Raw genomic sequence first — 16,446 nt, 5'->3', positions numbered from 1 at the left:
CGCAGAGAATTCCATTCGCCAAGATAATTTGATCAAAAGTTTGAGATGACACTCCGGCGGCTTTAGTTTCCGGGAAAGCACCCTGCGGATTGAGGCACAGAACGCGCCCGGCACGATCCGGCATTTCAAAAAAAATGGCTCCCGAGGGAGCCATTCTGAATTCAGCGGATCAGGTTGAGCTTCAGCTTGGGTTTGCTGCGCCGCTCTTGCGGCAGGTGCTTGTTCAACCGTCGGTTCACAAAGCCGAAGATCGAAATGATCACCAGCGTCAGCAGGATGAAGTAGAAGGCCAGGATCGGGTAGGGGACAAAGGGGTTGAAGGTCTTGTCCGCAAAATAGCTGGCGTAATAAAGCGCGTCGCCCTTCTGCCGCCAGGCCGGGAAGCCTGAGAAGAACACCAGCGTGGTGGCATGGAACAGGAAGATCGCCTCATTGGTATAGGCAGGCCAGGCCAGCCGCATCATGGTCGGGAAGGTGATGCGGCGGAACCGGGTCCAGCCGGTCATGCCATAGGCATCCGCGGCTTCGATATCGCCCTTGGGTATCGACAGCAGCGCACCATAGAAGATCTCGCCCGAATAGGCGGCGGTGTTGCAGAACAGCACGATCAGCGCGCCCAGCCAGGCCGAGGTGAACGGATCGAAAAAGCTGGAAATCTGAACGAGCATTGCTTCGCCCGGTGTGAGCGGGGCCGACGGGTCAATGCCCTTAGAGACGCTTTTCAGGCTAAGGAAGCAGGCGTATGCAAAGAAGAACTGGATGAACAGCGGGCTGCCGCGGAAGATGAAGATGAACCACTCTGCCGGCTTGCGCCACATCGGGTTGGGGCTGGATTTGCCAACCGCCAGGGCGACCGCCAGGAAGAAACCGGTCAGCAGCGCGACAATGCCGAAATAGACGTTCCAGATCATGCCGGAGCCGATCAGGGTGAAGTGCTCGCACAGGGTGTATTCGCCCTTGGGCAGCAGCCGTTCGCCAAAGCCCAAGGAACGAAAGGCATAGGCCTGAATGGTTTCAACGCAACTCATGCCGCTGCCTTTCTTTGTGCTTCGCCTGCCGCGGTGGCCTGGCCCTTGGTCAGGCGGGTCATGATGCGGTCCAGAACCACCTCAGACACTTTGGTGAAGCAGAGGTAGAAGACCAGCAGTGCGGCGAAGTACCAGACATGCCAGTTCGGGTGCGGGTAGTCGGTGAACCTGGCGGTCTTGGTGCCGCCCAGTTCCCGCGCCCAATAGACGATGTCCTCAACCCCCAGCAGGAACAAGAGTGGTGTGGATTTAATCAGCACCATCCACAGGTTGGAGAGCCCCGGCAACGCATAGACCCACATCTGCGGGACCAGAATGCGCCAGAAGGCCTGGCGGCTGGTCATGCCATAGGCCTCGGCGGTTTCGATCTGACCGCGCGGTACGGCGCGCATGGCGCCAAACAGGACGTTGGCGGCAAAGGCGCCGAACACGATCGAGAAGGTCAGAACCGCCAGGAAAAACCCATAAGTTTCATGTACCCATTGCGGCGAGGTGGACAGCGGCAATTTCGCGGCATCGCAGACCACGAAGTCGATGCCCTGGCGGATCGGCTGGTCCCAATCTGGGCATTTCACCTTGTGGCGCATCCACTCGAACGCCTGGTCGAGCGCGATGACGAAAAACAGGAAGAAGGCAATATCCGGAACACCGCGCACGATGCTGGTATAACCCTTGCCGAACCAGCGCAGCGGCAGAAACTTGGAGCGGGCAGCGCTCGCGGCGCCGAATCCGAACATCAGCGCGACAGGGGCGGTGATGGCCAGCAGGGTCAAGACCACAAAGACCGAGATATAAAGGTTCAAATGCTTGCCGGTGGTCAGGTAGCAGCTGAGCCAGCTCAGCCCCTCAAGCGTCGATGGGTCCGTGCAATAGGAAAACATAAGTGAGCCCGTCTTTCTCTGTTCACGCCCGGTGCGCGGCACCGGATGAGAAGGAATGAGGCCCGCGCGCCGCGGCGGCGGGCCTGCAGATCCTGCAGCAGGATCAGATTACCACTGGGAGGAGACTTCCCACTTGGCGATCAGTTCGTTCAGCGTGCCGTCATCCTTCATCGACTGGATCGCCGCGTCGAGCTTTTCGCGGAGTTCCTGGTCGGATTCGCGGATGCCGATGCCAACACCGCCGCCGAGGGCTTCAGTGCGCTCTAGCATCACCAGGTCGTCACCCAGCACGGTGTCGAGGAAGCTCTTGTCGGCCAGAACCGCATCCGCTTCGCTGTTGCGCACGGCGGCGATGGTTTCTTCCGGGGTGGCGAATTCGACCAGGGTCCAGCCCTGTTCAGCCACAAACGCAGCCTGGATGGTGGTGGCCTGGGCTGCAATCACGCCGGAGCCCAGATCGACGTCGGAGGACAGCGCGACATAGGCGGACGGATCCGGCGGCGTGTAGGGCTGGGTGAAATCGATGACCTCGTCCCGCTCGTCGGTGATCGACATGCCGGCGATGATGGTGTCGTAGTTGCCGGAGACCAGGTTCGGAATGATCGAATCCCAGTCGTTCTTGACCCATTCGCAGGTCAGCTCGGCACGTTTGCACAGCTCATCGCCCAGTTCGCGCTCAAAGCCGTCGATCTCGCCGGCGTCATTGACGAAGTTCCACGGCGCATAGGCGCCTTCAGTGCCCAGGCGCACGGTCTCCGCCAGGCCCATGCCCGCGGTCAGCGCCAGGGCGGCGGTGCCAAGGATCAGTGATTTCATGAGTTTACTCCCGTTCTGTTTGGTTATTGGACTTGTTTGTTATTGCTCAATGCGCGTGGCGGGTCGAGGACAGGAAGGCGCGCAGCCGCTCGGAGCGGGTGCCGCCGAACACTTCGTCCGGGGTTCCTTCTTCTTCGATCAGCCCCTGGTGCAGGAAGACGACGTGGCTGGAGACATCGGCGGCCATTTTCATGTCGTGGGTCACGATCATCATGGTGCGGCCTTCGGCAGCCAGGTCCTTGATCACCTTGATCACTTCCTGTTCCAGTTCCGGATCAAGCGCGGAGGTGGGTTCGTCGAACAACAGCGCTTCAGGCTCCATGCACAATGCGCGTGCGATGGCGGCGCGCTGCTGCTGGCCGCCTGACAGCTGGGCCGGGTAAACATCGCATTTGTCGCCAATGCCGACCTTGTCCAGGTAATAGCGGGCTTTTTCCTCAACCTCAGCCCGGTTGCGGCCAAGCACGGTGACCGGCGCCTCCATCACATTCTGCAGGATGGTCATATGGGCCCACAGGTTGAACTGCTGGAACACCATGGAAAGGTTGGTGCGGATGCGCAGGATTTGCTTGGCATCCGACGGGCGGCGCGCCAGCCCCTGGCCGGACCAGGTGATCGGCTCGCCCTTGAACCGGATTTCGCCTTGCTGGCTGTCTTCCAGCAGGTTGCAGCAGCGCAGCAGGGTAGACTTGCCTGAACCCGAAGACCCGATCAGCGAGACCACGTCGCCCTTGTGGGCGGTGATATCAACGCCTTTGATCACTTCCAGCTCGCCATAGGATTTATGCAGGCCGCGGATTTGCAGAACGGGCGAAGTATCGGTCAAGGTGTCTTTGTCCCTGTAAGTGGAAATTCGTTCTTATTGGACCGAAAAAAAGACCGAATGCAACGTTCAAACCGCACAAGCCGGCTCTGCAGGCGTCAAAATGACGGGCTGAGCCGCCATTTCGGAAGGGCGCGCTACGTCAACTCAGCAGCACGGATGCGCTGTTCGGTCAGCACCGGGCCGGGCGGTGTCGGCACTGCCAGGTAGTCTCTGGGGGCAAACTGCACCAGCCCTTTCAGATGCAGCTGGTTGCGGCTGTCCTCGTCCAGCCCGCGGATGGCGGATTCAACAGCGGAAAACAGTATTTGAGGGTCCTGGCCCAGGGCCGTGATGTAGGGCAGGGTCGGGGTCGGGTCAGTGCGTTCAATTTCCGTCAGCCCGGCAGCGAACCCATCGTATTCTTTGACCAGTTCCCAGGTCAGCGCGTCCAAGGCCGCGAAATCGGCCCGGCCCTCGGCAACGGCTTGCGCCGACAGGCTGTGCCCGCCGGTTTCCACCAGCGCACCAGGCAGAATATTGCGGTCGTGCAGATGCACCATCGGTGCGGCCCAGCCGGACTGCGACAACGCCTCGTTATATGCAAACCGGCGCCCGGCAAAGGCAGAGAGCGGCAGGCCCGCGTCCGCGCTGCGGGCGATAAAGACGCTGTTGTAATAACCAGGCGGGCAGCCCGGCAGGCCGTAGTCGGGTGTGCCGATCAGCTCCACCTCGCCATAAAGCCGGGTGCGGTAAGGGCAACCGCAGGTCTGTGACAGCAGCAGCTCCGGCGATTTCCAGACCTCCCAGAAGTCGGCGCCGCGGGTCAGGTCTTCGGGGCCGCCGCCCAGATGCGCGCGGATTGAGGTCCAGAACCGGTCGTTTGCCGCAGCCGTTTCCGGACGGTCGTACATTCCAAGATGAGCAATCATAAAGCAGCCTCTGCCCGTTTGCGCGCCAGTGCGCTGTCCACATCCGAAACCCCCAGCAGATTGGCGGACAGCCGCAGCAGAGCATCTTCATTTGCATCTCGGTGGCCATCGGCAAGTGCGACCTGCCACAGCGCCTCGATCACGCCGGTGCGGTCTTCATAGGCCACGGCACCCTTGATCGCGCGGGTGAAGCGCACGGTGTCGGGGGCCTCGGCCTCCATTGCCTCAGCCTGTTCGCGCAGGATCAGCGTCCCGCCTGTGTCCAGCCGGTAACGGGTGGACAGGATCCTGTCGATCCGGTCCTTCTCCACTTCGGAGTAATTGTGGTCCGAGCGGGCAATCCGCACAAGCAGAGCAGTCAAGGCAAGCCGCGCACCCTCGTCATCCAGCGGCGCAGGTGCAGGTTCCAGCAACCGTTGCAGAAGCTCCTTGAACATCAGCTGTCCTCCGCTGTGCCGCTGAATTTCTCAACCGCGCGGGCGCGGGCTTTCTGGCTGTCGGCATAAGACAGGCCCATTGCCTTGCGGGCCTCTTCGACGATGGTGACTTCACCCGCGTGCTCGTTGCCGTCAGCCAGCACCACTTCCCACAGCGCATCCATCGCCGCCAGCCGTTCCTCCAGCCCGGTGGTCTCGCGGATCAGCCGCCCGAAGGTGTCGGTTTCCGGCGCTGCGGCGTGCAGCTTTTCGCAGGTGGCGCGCACCTTGGCGGCCTCGATTGCGTTGTGCTGGTAGAGCCGGGCCAGGATCCGGTCGATCAGGCTGATTTCCTCCAGCTGATAATCGCGGTCGGATTGCGCCACCCGCACCAGCAGAGCCCCCAGGGCCAATTCGGCATCCGGGTCCGGCAATTCCGGGCGCTCAGTCGGGCGGAACGCTTGGAAGAATTTCTTAAGCAGCGGCATCAGAAGACCTCGGTCAAAGCGGCTGGGCAGGCGGGGTTAATCGCCGTACCCTTCGATGATTTGCATATCACCCGCCGAGACCAGATCGCGAAAGGCCTTGGCGTCCTGATAAGCCATGGAATCATAGCAGGCTTTTGCGGTTTCGAAATCCTTGAATTCGAGGACAACAGTGCGCGAGCGGAACGCGCCTTCGCGCACCTCGCGTTCGCCGCCGCGTATCAGGAACTTTGCACCGAACTGGGCCAGCACCGGCTGGGCCGCGGTCTTGTAGTCCTGATAGCGCTCCATGTCCTGCACATCCACATGGGCCACCCAGTATCCTTTGGGCATGGGCTGCAGCCTCCCTTCTTTTTATGGTTGAGTGCAGGCTGATACAAAAGCGCGGTAAAGACAATGGGGCGGTTGTTAAGAATTTCCCCGTTCCGCAGAATTTGCACCTGCTTCAATGGTTTGCCGAGAAATGCAAAACGCCCGCCGGTGAGGGCGGGCGTTTGAATCATGCTTAACAGCCGGCTCAGCCGATCTCAGCCAGGCGCGCCAGCGCTTCCTTGACCTTGGCTTCCTCTTCTTCACGCGCTGCGAGGTTAGCCTTGGCTTCCGCAACCACGTCTTCCGGGGCCGAGGCCGCGAATTTCGGGTTGTTCAAACGTCCGCGCAGGCCTCCCAGTTCCTTGGCCAGCTTGCCCAGAGACTTTTCCAGCCGCGCCTTTTCGGCGTCCACGTCGATCACATCCGCCAGCGGCAGGCCAAAGGCGGCACCGGGCGCCGCAACGCTTGCGCAGCCCTTGGGGAAGCTCTCGACCTGTTCCAGAGAAGTGATGCGGGCCAGTTTCTGAATCATCGCCTCGTTCTTCTCCCAGGCCGCGCGGGCCTGATCGGAGAATTCCGTCACCACCATCGGGATCTTGGCGCCCGCGGGCACATGCATCTGCGCGCGGGTGGAGCGGATGTTCTCAATCGCGGTGATCACCCAGTTCATTTCGCGGTCGGCATCGGCATTCACCAGCTCAGTGCCGTAGGCGGGCCAATCGGCATGCACCAGCATCTTCTCGCGCTTGGCAGTGTTGCCCCACAGTTCTTCGGTGATGAAGGGCATGATCGGATGCAGCAGGATCATGCACTGATCCAGCACCCAGCCCAGCGTCTGGCGGGTCTCAGCGATCACGGCTTCATCTTCCGAGCCGAACAGCGGCTTCGACAGCTCGATGTACCAGTCGCAGACCTTGCCCCAGACAAAGGCATAAAGCGCATTGGCCGCGTCGTTGAAACGATAGGCCTCCAGGGCCGCGTCCACTTCAACCCGCACCTTGGCGGTCTCGCCGATGATCCACTGGTTCACGGCCGCCTTGGCATCCGGGCAGGCATAGGCAGGTACAGTTTCATCATAGACATTGTTGAAATGGGCAAAGTTCACCGCATTCCACAGCTTGGTGCCAAAATTCCGGTAGCCCTTGAGGCGCTCCATATCCAGCTTGAGCACGCCGCCCAGGGCTGCCATCGCGGCGGAGGAGAAGCGCAGCGCGTCGGCGCCGAATTCGTCGATGATCTCCAGCGGGTCGACCACGTTGCCGGTGGATTTCGACATCTTCTTGCCTTTGGCGTCGCGCACCAGCCCGTGCAGGTAGACGGTGTCGAAGGGGATCTGATCGACGACCGCCAGCTGCATCATCATCATCCGGGCAACCCAGAAGAACAGAATGTCCTGACCGGTGACCAAGGTCGAGGTCGGGAAGTATTTCCGCATCTCGGCCGTGTCTTCCGGCCAGCCCAGCGTGCCGATCGGCCAGAGACCGGAGGAGAACCAGGTGTCCAGCACGTCGGGGTCGCGCCGAAGAATGATGTGTGGAGCAGAGGAAAGGTCAGCCTGCGCGGAAAGGCCTGCACCAATTGTGCCTAAATCAACAGGCTTACCCGAGTCCTTCATTGCTTCTGTGACGATGAGTTTCTTGAAACCCAGCTTCTGATAAGCAGCTTGTAGGGCTTCTTCTTCTGTTGCCGCACAAAACATCTCTTCGAGGTCTTCCTCGGCGTCGCCGTCAACGGCGACCGCGAACCAGACCGGGATCTGGTGGCCCCACCACAGCTGGCGCGAGATGCACCAGGGCTCGATGTTCTCCAGCCAGTGGTAATAGGTCTTCTCACCCGATTCCGGCAGGATCTTCACATCGCCGTTCTTCACGGCATCCAGCGCCGGGGTGACAACCTTTTCCGCGTCCACGAACCACTGGTCGGTCAGCATCGGCTCGATCACCACCTTGGAGCGGTCGCCAAACGGCTGCATGATCGGCTTGTTTTCGACGTAAGGTTCCTGCACCTCGACGTCTTCGCCGGTGTCCGGATCTGTCTTGGTGACGGTGTGCATCACCGCCAGGCCTTCGCTGGTGATCTGCTCCACCACCAGTTTACGCGCCTCGAACCGGTCGAGGCCACGCAGGTCGTCCGGCACCAGGTCGACGGCGTCGGCCTCGTTCTCACTCAGGGTCTGCTCGCCCTTGGCCACCGCCATGGCGATGCCCGCGGCCTCGGCATAAGGCGCGCCGTCGGCCCGCATCTGGCCCTTGGTGTCCATCAGGCGGTACATCGGAATGCCGCCGCGCTTGGCGACCTGGTAATCGTTGAAATCATGCGCGCCGGTGATCTTCACCGCGCCCGAGCCGAAGTCCTTGTCCGGGTATTCATCGGTGATGATCGGGATCAGGCGGCGGTGCTCCTTGGGGCCGACCGGGATTTCACACAGCTTGCCAACGATGGGCGCATAGCGTTCGTCCGAGGGGTGCACAGCCACCGCGCCGTCGCCCAGCATGGTTTCAGGCCGGGTGGTGGCGATGGAGATGTAGTCGCGCTCTTCTTCCAGCGTGACGTTGCCGTCTTCGTCCTTCTCCACATAGGTGTAGGTGGCGCCGCCTGCCAACGGGTATTTGAAGTGCCACATGTGGCCCGCAACCTCGATATTCTCGACCTCGAGGTCGGAGATCGCGGTCTCAAAATGCGGGTCCCAGTTGACCAGCCGCTTGCCGCGGTAGATCAGCCCCTTGTTGTACATTTCCACAAAGACCTTGATCACGGCGTCGTGGAAATTGGGGGAGTTCTCGTGGCCGGTGCGGGTATCGCCCTGCGCGCCGGCCATGGTGAAGGCGGTGCGGGAGAAGTCGCAGGAGGCGCCAAGGCGTTTCAGCTGCTCGACAATGGTGCCGCCGGATTTCTCTTTCCATTCCCAGACTTTCTCCAGGAACTTCTCGCGGCCCAGCTCGCGGCGCGACGGCTGCTGTGTCTTGGCCAGCTCACGCTCGACAACCATCTGGGTGGCGATGCCCGCATGGTCGGTGCCCGGCTGCCACAGGGTGTCGAAGCCCTGCATGCGTTTCCAGCGGATCAGGATATCCTGAAGCGTGTTGTTGAAAGCATGGCCCATGTGCAGAACGCCGGTGACGTTCGGCGGCGGGATCATGATGCAATAGGCGGAGGCCTCCGGCTTGGCATTTGCGCCGGCTTGGAAACAGCCTGCTTCTTCCCAGGCCTTGTAAAGGCGGCTTTCGGCTTCCGCCGCGTTGAACGTCTTTTCCATCGCCATCCGTCTAGATCCCTCATGCAGTTGGGCGATCAATTACCCAAAGGTGGCGCGGAGGGGAAGGCGGATATAGGGTTTTCTTTGCCGCTGGCCCAGTGTGGGCAGGCGGATGGCGGTGCAATGGGTATTTAAGACCAGAAAGAAGCAGGTCCGAAGCGCCCCTTGCAACTGGCCGTCCATTCGCCAGGGAATACGCAATGCCAGGAGCAAGGGGCAGCTTCTTCCTGGTGCGGTCATCGGCTCCCCAGCCTGTACCGCTTAGGGAGAGTGCGGCGATTCTGGTTAACGGCTCCTTACCGCTTCTTTCTGGTTTCAAATACCCAAATGCGAAACGAAAAGCCGCCGTGTGGACGGAAAGTCAGCCGGAACTCCAGATCTTGCGGCGGCGTTCCTTGACCATCTCGTTGCCCTCGTTGGTGCCGTCATGAAAGGTGTTGAACCACTCGTCCCAGGGCGTCTCCCAGGTGCCGTAGTTGCAGTCGAAGAACCGGTGGTGCAGCTGGTGGAAGAAGTCGCCAATCAGGAACTTGGTCTTGTTGCCGAACTTCAGATGTTCAAACCCTGCGTGCGAGGTGGGGGCGCCGATGCCGTGGTGGAACAGCAGGAAAATCGCCAGGACCGGGTGCGACGGCAGCAGGAAGAAAACCATCGTGTCGAACATCAGGAAAAAGCTTTCGACCGGGTGCATCGCCAGGCCGGACCACGGGCCGGTATTGATGTTGCGGTGATGCCAGGCGTGCACCTTGGTATAGAGCACGCCCACATGCAGCAGCCGGTGCAGCCAGTAAAAGTGGAAGCCCGCCCAGACGGGGATGAAGATGGTCATCAGGATCAGGGTGACCGGGTTGCTCTCCAGCGTGATCATCGTCACCCAGCCATTGGCATAGGCGTAAAGGATGAAGCTCTCCCAGAAGGTCCAGAAGGCAAGAGCCGGGCCAAGCGTCCAGAACATGTTGTCCCAGACCTGGTTCTTGAAGGTGAATACCTTGGCGCCTTTCATCATCGGGCGCATGTCATAGCGGTACTCGTCCGCTTGCGTGCGGAACTTCCACAGTGCCATATGCAGGCCGCCGGCCACCACCATCAGGATGCAGAAGTTACGCAGCCAGATTTCGGCCACCCAGTCCCAGCTGAGCGTTGCAATGCGGTCCAGAGAAGGGGTGAGAAAGGTCCAGGTGATGATCGCAAAAACCAGCAGCAGCGCCCGCAGTGCCAGCGGATTCCAACTTTGCAGCAAGTATTTGACCGAGGCCAGCGGCTTCATCGGCCAGTCCCAATAGGGAGAGGTCTGGATCGGCAGCTGGGGGGTGAAGTTCCATATTTTCCGCTTGGGGCGCGGCGCGCCTTCGGGACTTGTCATGTCTCGTCTCTCATCTGGCTGGTGGGGGAGGCTGCGCTAGGCGCGTCTCTGATCGCTGACTTGGACCCTAGGGCGGCGGTGGAGATTCCCAGCACGGTATGTCTTGCCGGTTAGGCTAAGTTCTGCTTAGTCTGCCGCATGACGACCCGAATACCCTCTCTCAACTGGCTGCGTGTGTTTGAAGCGGCGGCGCGCACCGAAAGCTTTGCCCGTGCGGCAGTCCAGCTGAACATGTCAGCGGCTGCAGTCAGCCAGCAGGTGAAAGCGCTGGAGGCCCAGCTGGGCACGCCGCTGTTTCACCGCCACGCCCATGCGGTGACGCTGACCGAGGCCGGGCGGGCCTATCTGCCGTCGGTGCAGCAGTCGCTGTTGATGCTGGAAACAGCCACCACCGGCCTGTTCGGCGAAAGCCGCGAGCAGCGGCTGTTTGTGCAGTCGGTGCTGCTGTTTGCCCATGGGGTGCTGGCGCGGGGGCTGCCGCAGTTCCAGGCGGCGCAACCGCAGATCAACCTGGCGCTCAGCACCGGCAACATGGCGGCGGATTTTGCCAACCGGTTCACCGATTTGCAGATCGTGTTTGGCAACCCGTCGCTGTTTGGCACCGAAGGGGACGAGCTGCTGCGGGAGGTGCTCTATCCGGTGGCTCCGCCGGAGATTGCGGCTCAGGTCCGGACACCGCAGGATCTGTTCCGCTTTCCGCTGATTGAAGTCTCGACCCACCGGGCCAGCTGGGTGCAGCTGTTTGATGCCTTGCGGCTCTCGCACGGGCAAGCGCGCTATTTCTTTGCCGATAACTCGCTGATGGCGGCGGAGCTGTCAGTGCAAGGTGTGGGCATTGCGCTGGCGCGGGCGCCTGCGTCGGACGCGGCGGTCAGTGCAAGCGGGCTGGTGCGCTGCCTGCCGGAGGTCGGGGTGCCGGGGCAGGAGGCGTATCACCTGATTTATCCCGACCGCGGCGCCCTGCGCCCGGCGGCGCGGTTGTTCAGGGACTGGCTGCTGGATTATGTGAGGACCGTCTGACCCTTACTGCCCTGTCCGGTCCAGTTTTGTTGCCAGATGGATCAGGCTCTCAGATGAACGCACCCCGCGCGCTTCGGCGATGTGGTCGATGGTGTTGTCCAGCTCGGTTGTGCTTTGCGCCACCACCTGAGCCAAAAGGTCGAACCGTCCAGAAGTCGTATGCACGACCTCCACTCCGGGCAGGCTGCGCAGACGGGCAAGCACCTCCGGACCCGAGCGCGGTTCGATTGACATCAGAACGGTCGCCTGAAGCGGCGGGCGGGAGGCGGCGGAGGACTTAAGTGTATAGCCGGTGATAACCCCGGTTGTTTCCAGCCGTTCGATACGCGCCTGTACTGTGGTGCGGGCAAGGCCCAGGTGCCGGGCAAGTTCCGCCACTGGACGGCGGGCGTTTTCCCGCAACAAGGTGACAAGACGCTGATCAGTATCGTCGGTTTGCATGCTTTCCCTTCGAAGTGACGTTCTTTTTCGTCACTATAGGAGAACTGACGAGCGAAATCGACCGGGTTTCATCGGAAAATATGCAAAACGAACGAGGCTTTTTCCGATGCAGCAAATTCCACCGCTTTGGCTTTCCCCTGAATCCCACCTGGCCCGCAGCACACCGGATCATCCGATCCTGTATTTCTCGCCGCGGGTTCTGCATGAGGTGGCAGGGCGGTTCCGTGAAGGGTTTCCGGGGCTGGTGACCTATGCGGTAAAAGCCAACCCGCACCCTGCCGTGCTGTCCAATCTGGTGGCGGCGGGGATCACTGCATTTGATGTCGCTTCGCCTGCAGAAATGGCTGCAGTGCGTGCCGCCAGCCCTGATGCGGTGATGCATTACAACAACCCGATGCGCTCCAAGGCGGAGATCACCGCGGGGATTGAGCATGGTGTTGCCAGCTGGTCGGTGGACGAGCTGAGCGAGCTGGAAAAGCTGGGCGCAGTGCCGCGCACGTGCGAGATTGCGGTGCGCTTTGCCTTGCCGGTTGCTGGCGCGGCCTATGATTTCGGCAGCAAGTTCGGCGCTGCCCCGCAGGAAGCCATAGAGCTGCTGAAACAGGTGGCGGCGGAAGGCTGGACGCCTGCGCTGTGTTTCCATCCGGGCACCCAGTGCGAAGACGAAAGCGCTTGGGTGGAATATGTTCACGCTGCCAAGCGGATTGTGGACGCGGCAGGTGTGCAGATCGCCCGCCTGAACGTTGGTGGCGGGTTTGCGGCCAACCGGGACGGTGTGGCTCCGGATCTGGAGAAGGTCTTTGCCGCCATATCCAAAGCTGCCGACACGGCGTTTGGCATAGATAAGCCCACGCTGATCTGCGAGCCGGGACGGGCGATGGTTTCCGAAAGCTTCACCCTGGCGGCGCGCATCAAGGGGATGCGGAAAGGCGGCGAGGTGGTGTTTCTGAATGACGGCATCTATGGCGGGCTGGTTGATATCCGCGACATGGGGCTGCCGGGCCGGGTGGAAGTTGTCGGAGGGGATGGCGCCCATCGCACGGGCGAGCGAAAACCGCGTGTGGTGTTCGGGCCCACTTGTGACAGTCTGGACCGTTTGCCGGACGGGTTGCCGCTGCCCCGTGATGCCGCACCCGGCGACTATGTGCTGTTCCCGGGGCTTGGCGCTTATTCTTCTGCCATGAGCACGCAATTCAATGGCTACGGCCTGTCTGACGTGGCGACGGTTATTGAGTTGTCTGGACAAGCCGCCCGCTGAGGTTAGTCTCGCCCCGAAACGCCAGCCAGCGCGAATGAGGGGGCAAGCATGGACAAATTCGGTAAAAGCCAACCGGTAAAGCGGGTCGAGGACCGGCGGTTTCTGACCGGTCAGGGGCAGTACATCGAGGATGCGGCCCCGGCGAATGCCCTGCGCGCCTGGGTATTGCGCAGCCCGGTGGCGCATGGCGTGATCACGGCGCTGAACGTTGAGGATGCGCGCGAATGCGAAGGTGTCCATGCGGTTATCACCCTGGCGGATCTTGAGGCTGCCGGCATCGATGTGTCCATGGATGGCACCACTGTGAAGAACCGGGATGGCTCCAGCGGCGCCGCGCCCGAACGCCCGATGCTGGCGCGGGACCGCGTGCGCTATGTGGGGGAACCGGTGGCGGTGGTCATTGCGGAGGCGCTGGATCAGGCTCGCGATGCGGGGGAACTGATCGAGCTCGACATTGATGATCTGCCTGCGAAGTTGGACGTTTTGCCGGGTGGTGAGCCGCTGCATGCAGAGGTGCCGGGCAATCGCGCTTTTGACTGGGGGCTGGGGGATGAGGCTGCAACAGCCGAGGCGTTCCGCACCGCTGCCCATACCGTCGCGCTGCAGGTGGATGATAACCGTATTATCGTCAATTCGATGGAACCGCGCGGCTGCTTTGCGGAATGGCACGGGGGGCGGCTGCATTTCACCTTTGGCGGGCAGGGGGTCTGGGCGATCAAGTCCCAGCTGGCGGCCAAGTTGCGCTTGGATGAGGCAGACGTCAAAGTCACGATTCCGGATGTGGGCGGCGGCTTTGGTATGAAGGCCTTTCCTTACCCGGAGTATTTCGCTGTCGCTCACGCAGCCCGTGCGCTGGGCCGCCCGGTGTTCTGGATCGCCGACCGGACCGAGTCGATGCTGAGCGACAACGGCGGGCGGGATCTGACCTCGCTGGCGGAACTGGCCTTTGACGCTGATCTGAAAATTACTGGTTACCGCGTCAGCACCCGCTGTAACCTTGGCGCTTACAATTCGCATTTCGGCCAGCCGATCCAGACCCAGTTGTTCAGCCGGGTTCTGGCCGGTGTCTATGACATCCAAACCGCCTGGCTGCAGGTGGAAGGGATCTATACCAACACCACCCAGGTGGATGCCTACCGCGGCGCCGGGCGGCCCGAGGCGATCTATGTGCTGGAACGGGTCATGGACCGCGCGGCGCGCGAGCTGGGGGTCGATCCGCTGGAGCTGCGGCGGCGCAACTTCATCAAGCCGGCGGACTTTCCCTATGGCACCGTGACTGGTGAAACCTATGACGTGGGCGACTTCGATAAAGTTCTGAGCCGGGCTGCGGAAGAGGCGGATCTGAAGGGATTCGCCGCCCGCCGCGCCGCAGATGGTAAACGCGGCAAGTACCGGGGCGTTGGGGTCTGTTACTATATCGAAAGCATTTTGGGCGATCCTTCAGAAGGCGCGGAAGTGGAGTTTCTGGAGGGTGGCCGGGTGAATATCTATGTCGGCACGCAAAGCAACGGGCAAGGGCATGAGACCGTCTATGCCCAGTTCCTGGCCGACCAAAGCGGTATCCCGGCGGAAAACATCCATGTTATCCAAGGCGACAGTGACCGCATTGCCACGGGCGGCGGCACCGGTGGATCGCGGTCTGTGACAACACAGGCGAACGCCACGCTGGCCGCAGTGGATGCGATGATTGCCGCCTTCATCCCCTTCCTGGCGGAGGAGATGGGTGTGGACGAAGTGGCGGTCGAGTTTGACGGCGAAACCTTCCGGGCACCGGGATCGAACCTGACCCCCACGATGCTGGAAGCGGCAGAGATGGCCCGCGCGCAAGGGCGGCTTGATCTGCAGCGTCACGCGGCGCGGGCCCGGCTGCCGGGGCGGTCGTTTCCGAACGGCGCGCATATTGCCGAAATTGTTATCGATCCGGAGACTGGGCAAGCCGACGTGGAGCGCTACACTGTAGTTGACGATTTTGGTAATCTGATCAACCCGATGCTGGCCGAAGGGCAAGTGCATGGCGGGGTGGCGCAGGGGCTGGGACAGGCCATGCTGGAACGTGTTGTCTATGATTCTGACGGACAACTGCTCACAGCTTCGTTCATGGACTATGCCTTGCCGCGGGCCAGCGGCGTCCCCATGATTGGTTTTACCTCCGAGCCTGTGCCGTCGACCCGGAATCCGATGGGGATGAAGGGCTGCGGCGAGGCAGGCACCGTTGGCGCGCTGGCTGCTGTTGCAAATGCGATGCAGGACGCGGTCTGGGATCGCGGCGTGCGGCAAGTGGACATGCCGTTCACCCCGCTGAGAGTTTGGGAAGTGCTTAGGGATGTTTCTGACGCAGCTGAGTAAAAGGGTTTTAGGGTGGCTCGGGCGGCCGCTGCGCTCGGAGCATTCCGGCGAAACCAAGCTGCGCGGGCCGCAGGCTCATGTGATCATTCTGGACGGCACCATGTCGACACTGGAAGAAGGGCACGAAACCCACGCCGGCCAGCTGTTCCGGCTGTGCCGGGAAATGGGTGGTCAGGTTTCGGTCTTTTATGAATCCGGGGTTCAGTGGAAAGGCTGGGGCAGCGCGCCTGATGTGATGATGGGGCGTGGCATCAACCGGCAGATCCGCCGTGCTTATGGGTATCTTGCCTCCCGCTACCGGCCTGGCGACCGTATCTATCTGTTCGGCTATTCCCGCGGGGCCTATGCAGTGCGCTCGCTGGCGGGAGTGATCGACCGGATCGGCCTGCTGAAGGCGGAACATGCCACCGTGCGCAACATACGCACCGCTTACCGGCATTACCGGCTGAACGGGCGGTATAAGACCTCGGGCGCTTTTACCGCGGTGCATTGCCACGAAGACATCGAGATTGAGATGGTCGGCGCCTGGGATACTGTCAAGGCCTTGGGATTGCGCCTGCCGCTGCTGTGGCGCTGGGCGGAAAACCGGCACAACTTCCATAACCACCACTTGGGCCACCACGTTAAAAGCGGCTACCACGCGCTGGCGCTGGATGAAACTCGCGATGTTTTCAAACCAGTGTTGTGGGATTGCCCCAAAGATTGGGGCGGACATGTGGAGCAGGTCTGGTTCCGCGGCGCCCATGGTGACGTCGGCGGCCAGCTTGGCGGCTATGAGGAAGCCCGGCCCAAGGCCAACGTCTCTTTGGTGTGGATGCTGGAAAAGGCCGAAGATCGCGGGCTGCCGCTGCCGCTGGATTGGCGGATGCGGTTTCCGGTCGATCCCAAGGCGCCGTCTGTCGGCACTTGGCGCGGCTGGGGTAAGATTTTCCTGTTGCGCAGCCGCCGCCGGGTTGGTCTGGATGGCAGCGAGCGCTTGCACAGCAGCGTCAGCACGGGCACCATCCCCGATGGGTCGGCTGGCGGCTGGCTGACCAGGTTCTCCAAGACCTGAAGGGCGGGCCTGGCGTTCTCCAGTAAACCGATAGCG

15 protein-coding genes are annotated in these 16,446 nt (G+C 61.6%); 4 read left to right on the top strand and 11 right to left on the bottom strand.

All coding sequences use genetic code 11. The annotated features are described in order from the left end of the window. Positions 1–161 precede the first annotated feature (161 nt). The 10 genes from AQUI_RS0121620 to AQUI_RS0121570 all read right to left on the bottom strand — a co-directional run bounded on the left by AQUI_RS0121620 (position 162) and on the right by AQUI_RS0121570 (position 10,291). Positions 162–1,028, bottom strand: coding sequence for an ABC transporter permease (locus AQUI_RS0121620; RefSeq protein ID WP_027259384.1), 867 nt, complete (start codon positions 1,026–1,028; stop codon positions 162–164). After that, positions 1,025–1,909: an ABC transporter permease gene (locus tag AQUI_RS0121615; protein WP_027259383.1), complete on the bottom strand. Its 885-nt coding sequence runs from the start codon at positions 1,907–1,909 to the stop codon at positions 1,025–1,027. Before AQUI_RS0121615 ends, AQUI_RS0121620 begins: the two co-directional genes overlap by 4 nt. 108 nt (positions 1,910–2,017) lie before the next feature. Next, complete coding sequence (locus tag AQUI_RS0121610) at positions 2,018–2,725, bottom strand: transporter substrate-binding domain-containing protein (RefSeq protein WP_027259382.1); 708 nt, start codon at positions 2,723–2,725, stop codon at positions 2,018–2,020. A 46-nt stretch (positions 2,726–2,771) separates the two neighbouring features. Continuing rightward, positions 2,772–3,551 carry an ABC transporter ATP-binding protein gene (locus AQUI_RS0121605; protein ID WP_027259381.1) on the bottom strand — a complete coding sequence of 260 codons (780 nt, stop codon included), beginning with the start codon at positions 3,549–3,551 and terminating at the stop codon, positions 2,772–2,774. 134 nt (positions 3,552–3,685) lie between these two features. Then, complete coding sequence (locus AQUI_RS0121600; RefSeq protein ID WP_027259380.1) at positions 3,686–4,459, bottom strand: phosphate/phosphite/phosphonate ABC transporter substrate-binding protein; 774 nt, start codon at positions 4,457–4,459, stop codon at positions 3,686–3,688. Beyond that, the gene (locus AQUI_RS0121595; protein WP_027259379.1) at positions 4,456–4,896 is read right to left on the bottom strand and encodes a tellurite resistance TerB family protein; all 441 of its coding nucleotides are present in this window, start codon (positions 4,894–4,896) and stop codon (positions 4,456–4,458) included. The genes AQUI_RS0121600 and AQUI_RS0121595 overlap by 4 nt, the downstream gene beginning before the upstream one ends. Next, positions 4,896–5,357 (bottom strand): tellurite resistance TerB family protein, encoded by a 462-nt coding sequence (locus AQUI_RS0121590; RefSeq protein ID WP_035920426.1) that lies wholly within the window; start codon positions 5,355–5,357, stop codon positions 4,896–4,898. The genes AQUI_RS0121595 and AQUI_RS0121590 overlap by 1 nt, the downstream gene beginning before the upstream one ends. A 42-nt stretch (positions 5,358–5,399) precedes the next feature. Then, on the bottom strand, positions 5,400–5,693 hold the full coding sequence (locus AQUI_RS0121585) for a DUF1330 domain-containing protein (RefSeq protein ID WP_027259377.1): 294 nt from the start codon (positions 5,691–5,693) through the stop codon (positions 5,400–5,402). A gap of 184 nt (positions 5,694–5,877) precedes the next feature. Continuing rightward, a complete protein-coding gene (locus AQUI_RS0121580; RefSeq protein WP_027259376.1) occupies positions 5,878–8,934 on the bottom strand; it encodes a valine--tRNA ligase in 3,057 nt (1,018 codons plus the stop codon). A 355-nt stretch (positions 8,935–9,289) separates the two neighbouring features. Next, complete coding sequence (locus AQUI_RS0121570) at positions 9,290–10,291, bottom strand: sterol desaturase family protein (RefSeq protein ID WP_027259375.1); 1,002 nt, start codon at positions 10,289–10,291, stop codon at positions 9,290–9,292. A gap of 138 nt (positions 10,292–10,429) precedes the next feature. On the opposite strand from AQUI_RS0121570, the gene AQUI_RS0121565 reads away from it, so the two are divergent. Further along, positions 10,430–11,311: a LysR family transcriptional regulator gene (locus AQUI_RS0121565; protein WP_027259374.1), complete on the top strand. Its 882-nt coding sequence runs from the start codon at positions 10,430–10,432 to the stop codon at positions 11,309–11,311. Positions 11,312–11,314: 3 nt separating this feature from the next. On the opposite strand, the gene AQUI_RS0121560 is transcribed toward AQUI_RS0121565, so the two are convergent. Continuing rightward, on the bottom strand, positions 11,315–11,752 hold the full coding sequence (locus tag AQUI_RS0121560) for an Lrp/AsnC family transcriptional regulator (protein ID WP_027259373.1): 438 nt from the start codon (positions 11,750–11,752) through the stop codon (positions 11,315–11,317). 106 nt (positions 11,753–11,858) lie between these two features. Between AQUI_RS0121560 and AQUI_RS0121555 the strand changes: the two genes are divergently transcribed. The 3 genes from AQUI_RS0121555 to AQUI_RS0121545 are packed head-to-tail and all read left to right on the top strand — an operon-like array spanning position 11,859 to position 16,410. Further along, complete coding sequence (locus AQUI_RS0121555; RefSeq protein ID WP_027259372.1) at positions 11,859–13,010, top strand: type III PLP-dependent enzyme; 1,152 nt, start codon at positions 11,859–11,861, stop codon at positions 13,008–13,010. A gap of 48 nt (positions 13,011–13,058) precedes the next feature. Continuing rightward, complete coding sequence (locus AQUI_RS0121550) at positions 13,059–15,356, top strand: xanthine dehydrogenase family protein molybdopterin-binding subunit (RefSeq protein ID WP_027259371.1); 2,298 nt, start codon at positions 13,059–13,061, stop codon at positions 15,354–15,356. Beyond that, complete coding sequence (locus AQUI_RS0121545) at positions 15,334–16,410, top strand: DUF2235 domain-containing protein (RefSeq protein ID WP_027259370.1); 1,077 nt, start codon at positions 15,334–15,336, stop codon at positions 16,408–16,410. The genes AQUI_RS0121550 and AQUI_RS0121545 overlap by 23 nt, the downstream gene beginning before the upstream one ends. Positions 16,411–16,446 lie beyond the last annotated feature (36 nt).

This window comes from Leisingera aquimarina DSM 24565 (genome assembly GCF_000473165.1).
Classification (GTDB): domain Bacteria; phylum Pseudomonadota; class Alphaproteobacteria; order Rhodobacterales; family Rhodobacteraceae; genus Leisingera; species Leisingera aquimarina.
The sequence above is the reverse complement of the archived record's forward strand: the minus strand, read 5'-3'. Positions and strand labels throughout refer to the sequence as shown.

Coding starts and splice junctions, on each gene's coding strand:
- AQUI_RS0121585 (WP_027259377.1), bottom strand. CDS start 5,693: ATGCCCAAAGGATACTGGGTGGCCCATGTGGATGTGCAGGACATGGAG.
- AQUI_RS0121560 (WP_027259373.1), bottom strand. CDS start 11,752: ATGCAAACCGACGATACTGATCAGCGTCTTGTCACCTTGTTGCGGGAA.
- AQUI_RS0121565 (WP_027259374.1), top strand. CDS start 10,430: ATGACGACCCGAATACCCTCTCTCAACTGGCTGCGTGTGTTTGAAGCG.
- AQUI_RS0121570 (WP_027259375.1), bottom strand. CDS start 10,291: ATGACAAGTCCCGAAGGCGCGCCGCGCCCCAAGCGGAAAATATGGAAC.
- AQUI_RS0121600 (WP_027259380.1), bottom strand. CDS start 4,459: ATGATTGCTCATCTTGGAATGTACGACCGTCCGGAAACGGCTGCGGCA.
- AQUI_RS0121595 (WP_027259379.1), bottom strand. CDS start 4,896: ATGTTCAAGGAGCTTCTGCAACGGTTGCTGGAACCTGCACCTGCGCCG.
- AQUI_RS0121580 (WP_027259376.1), bottom strand. CDS start 8,934: ATGGCGATGGAAAAGACGTTCAACGCGGCGGAAGCCGAAAGCCGCCTT.
- AQUI_RS0121555 (WP_027259372.1), top strand. CDS start 11,859: ATGCAGCAAATTCCACCGCTTTGGCTTTCCCCTGAATCCCACCTGGCC.
- AQUI_RS0121610 (WP_027259382.1), bottom strand. CDS start 2,725: ATGAAATCACTGATCCTTGGCACCGCCGCCCTGGCGCTGACCGCGGGC.
- AQUI_RS0121550 (WP_027259371.1), top strand. CDS start 13,059: ATGGACAAATTCGGTAAAAGCCAACCGGTAAAGCGGGTCGAGGACCGG.
- AQUI_RS0121615 (WP_027259383.1), bottom strand. CDS start 1,909: ATGTTTTCCTATTGCACGGACCCATCGACGCTTGAGGGGCTGAGCTGG.
- AQUI_RS0121620 (WP_027259384.1), bottom strand. CDS start 1,028: ATGAGTTGCGTTGAAACCATTCAGGCCTATGCCTTTCGTTCCTTGGGC.
- AQUI_RS0121545 (WP_027259370.1), top strand. CDS start 15,334: ATGTTTCTGACGCAGCTGAGTAAAAGGGTTTTAGGGTGGCTCGGGCGG.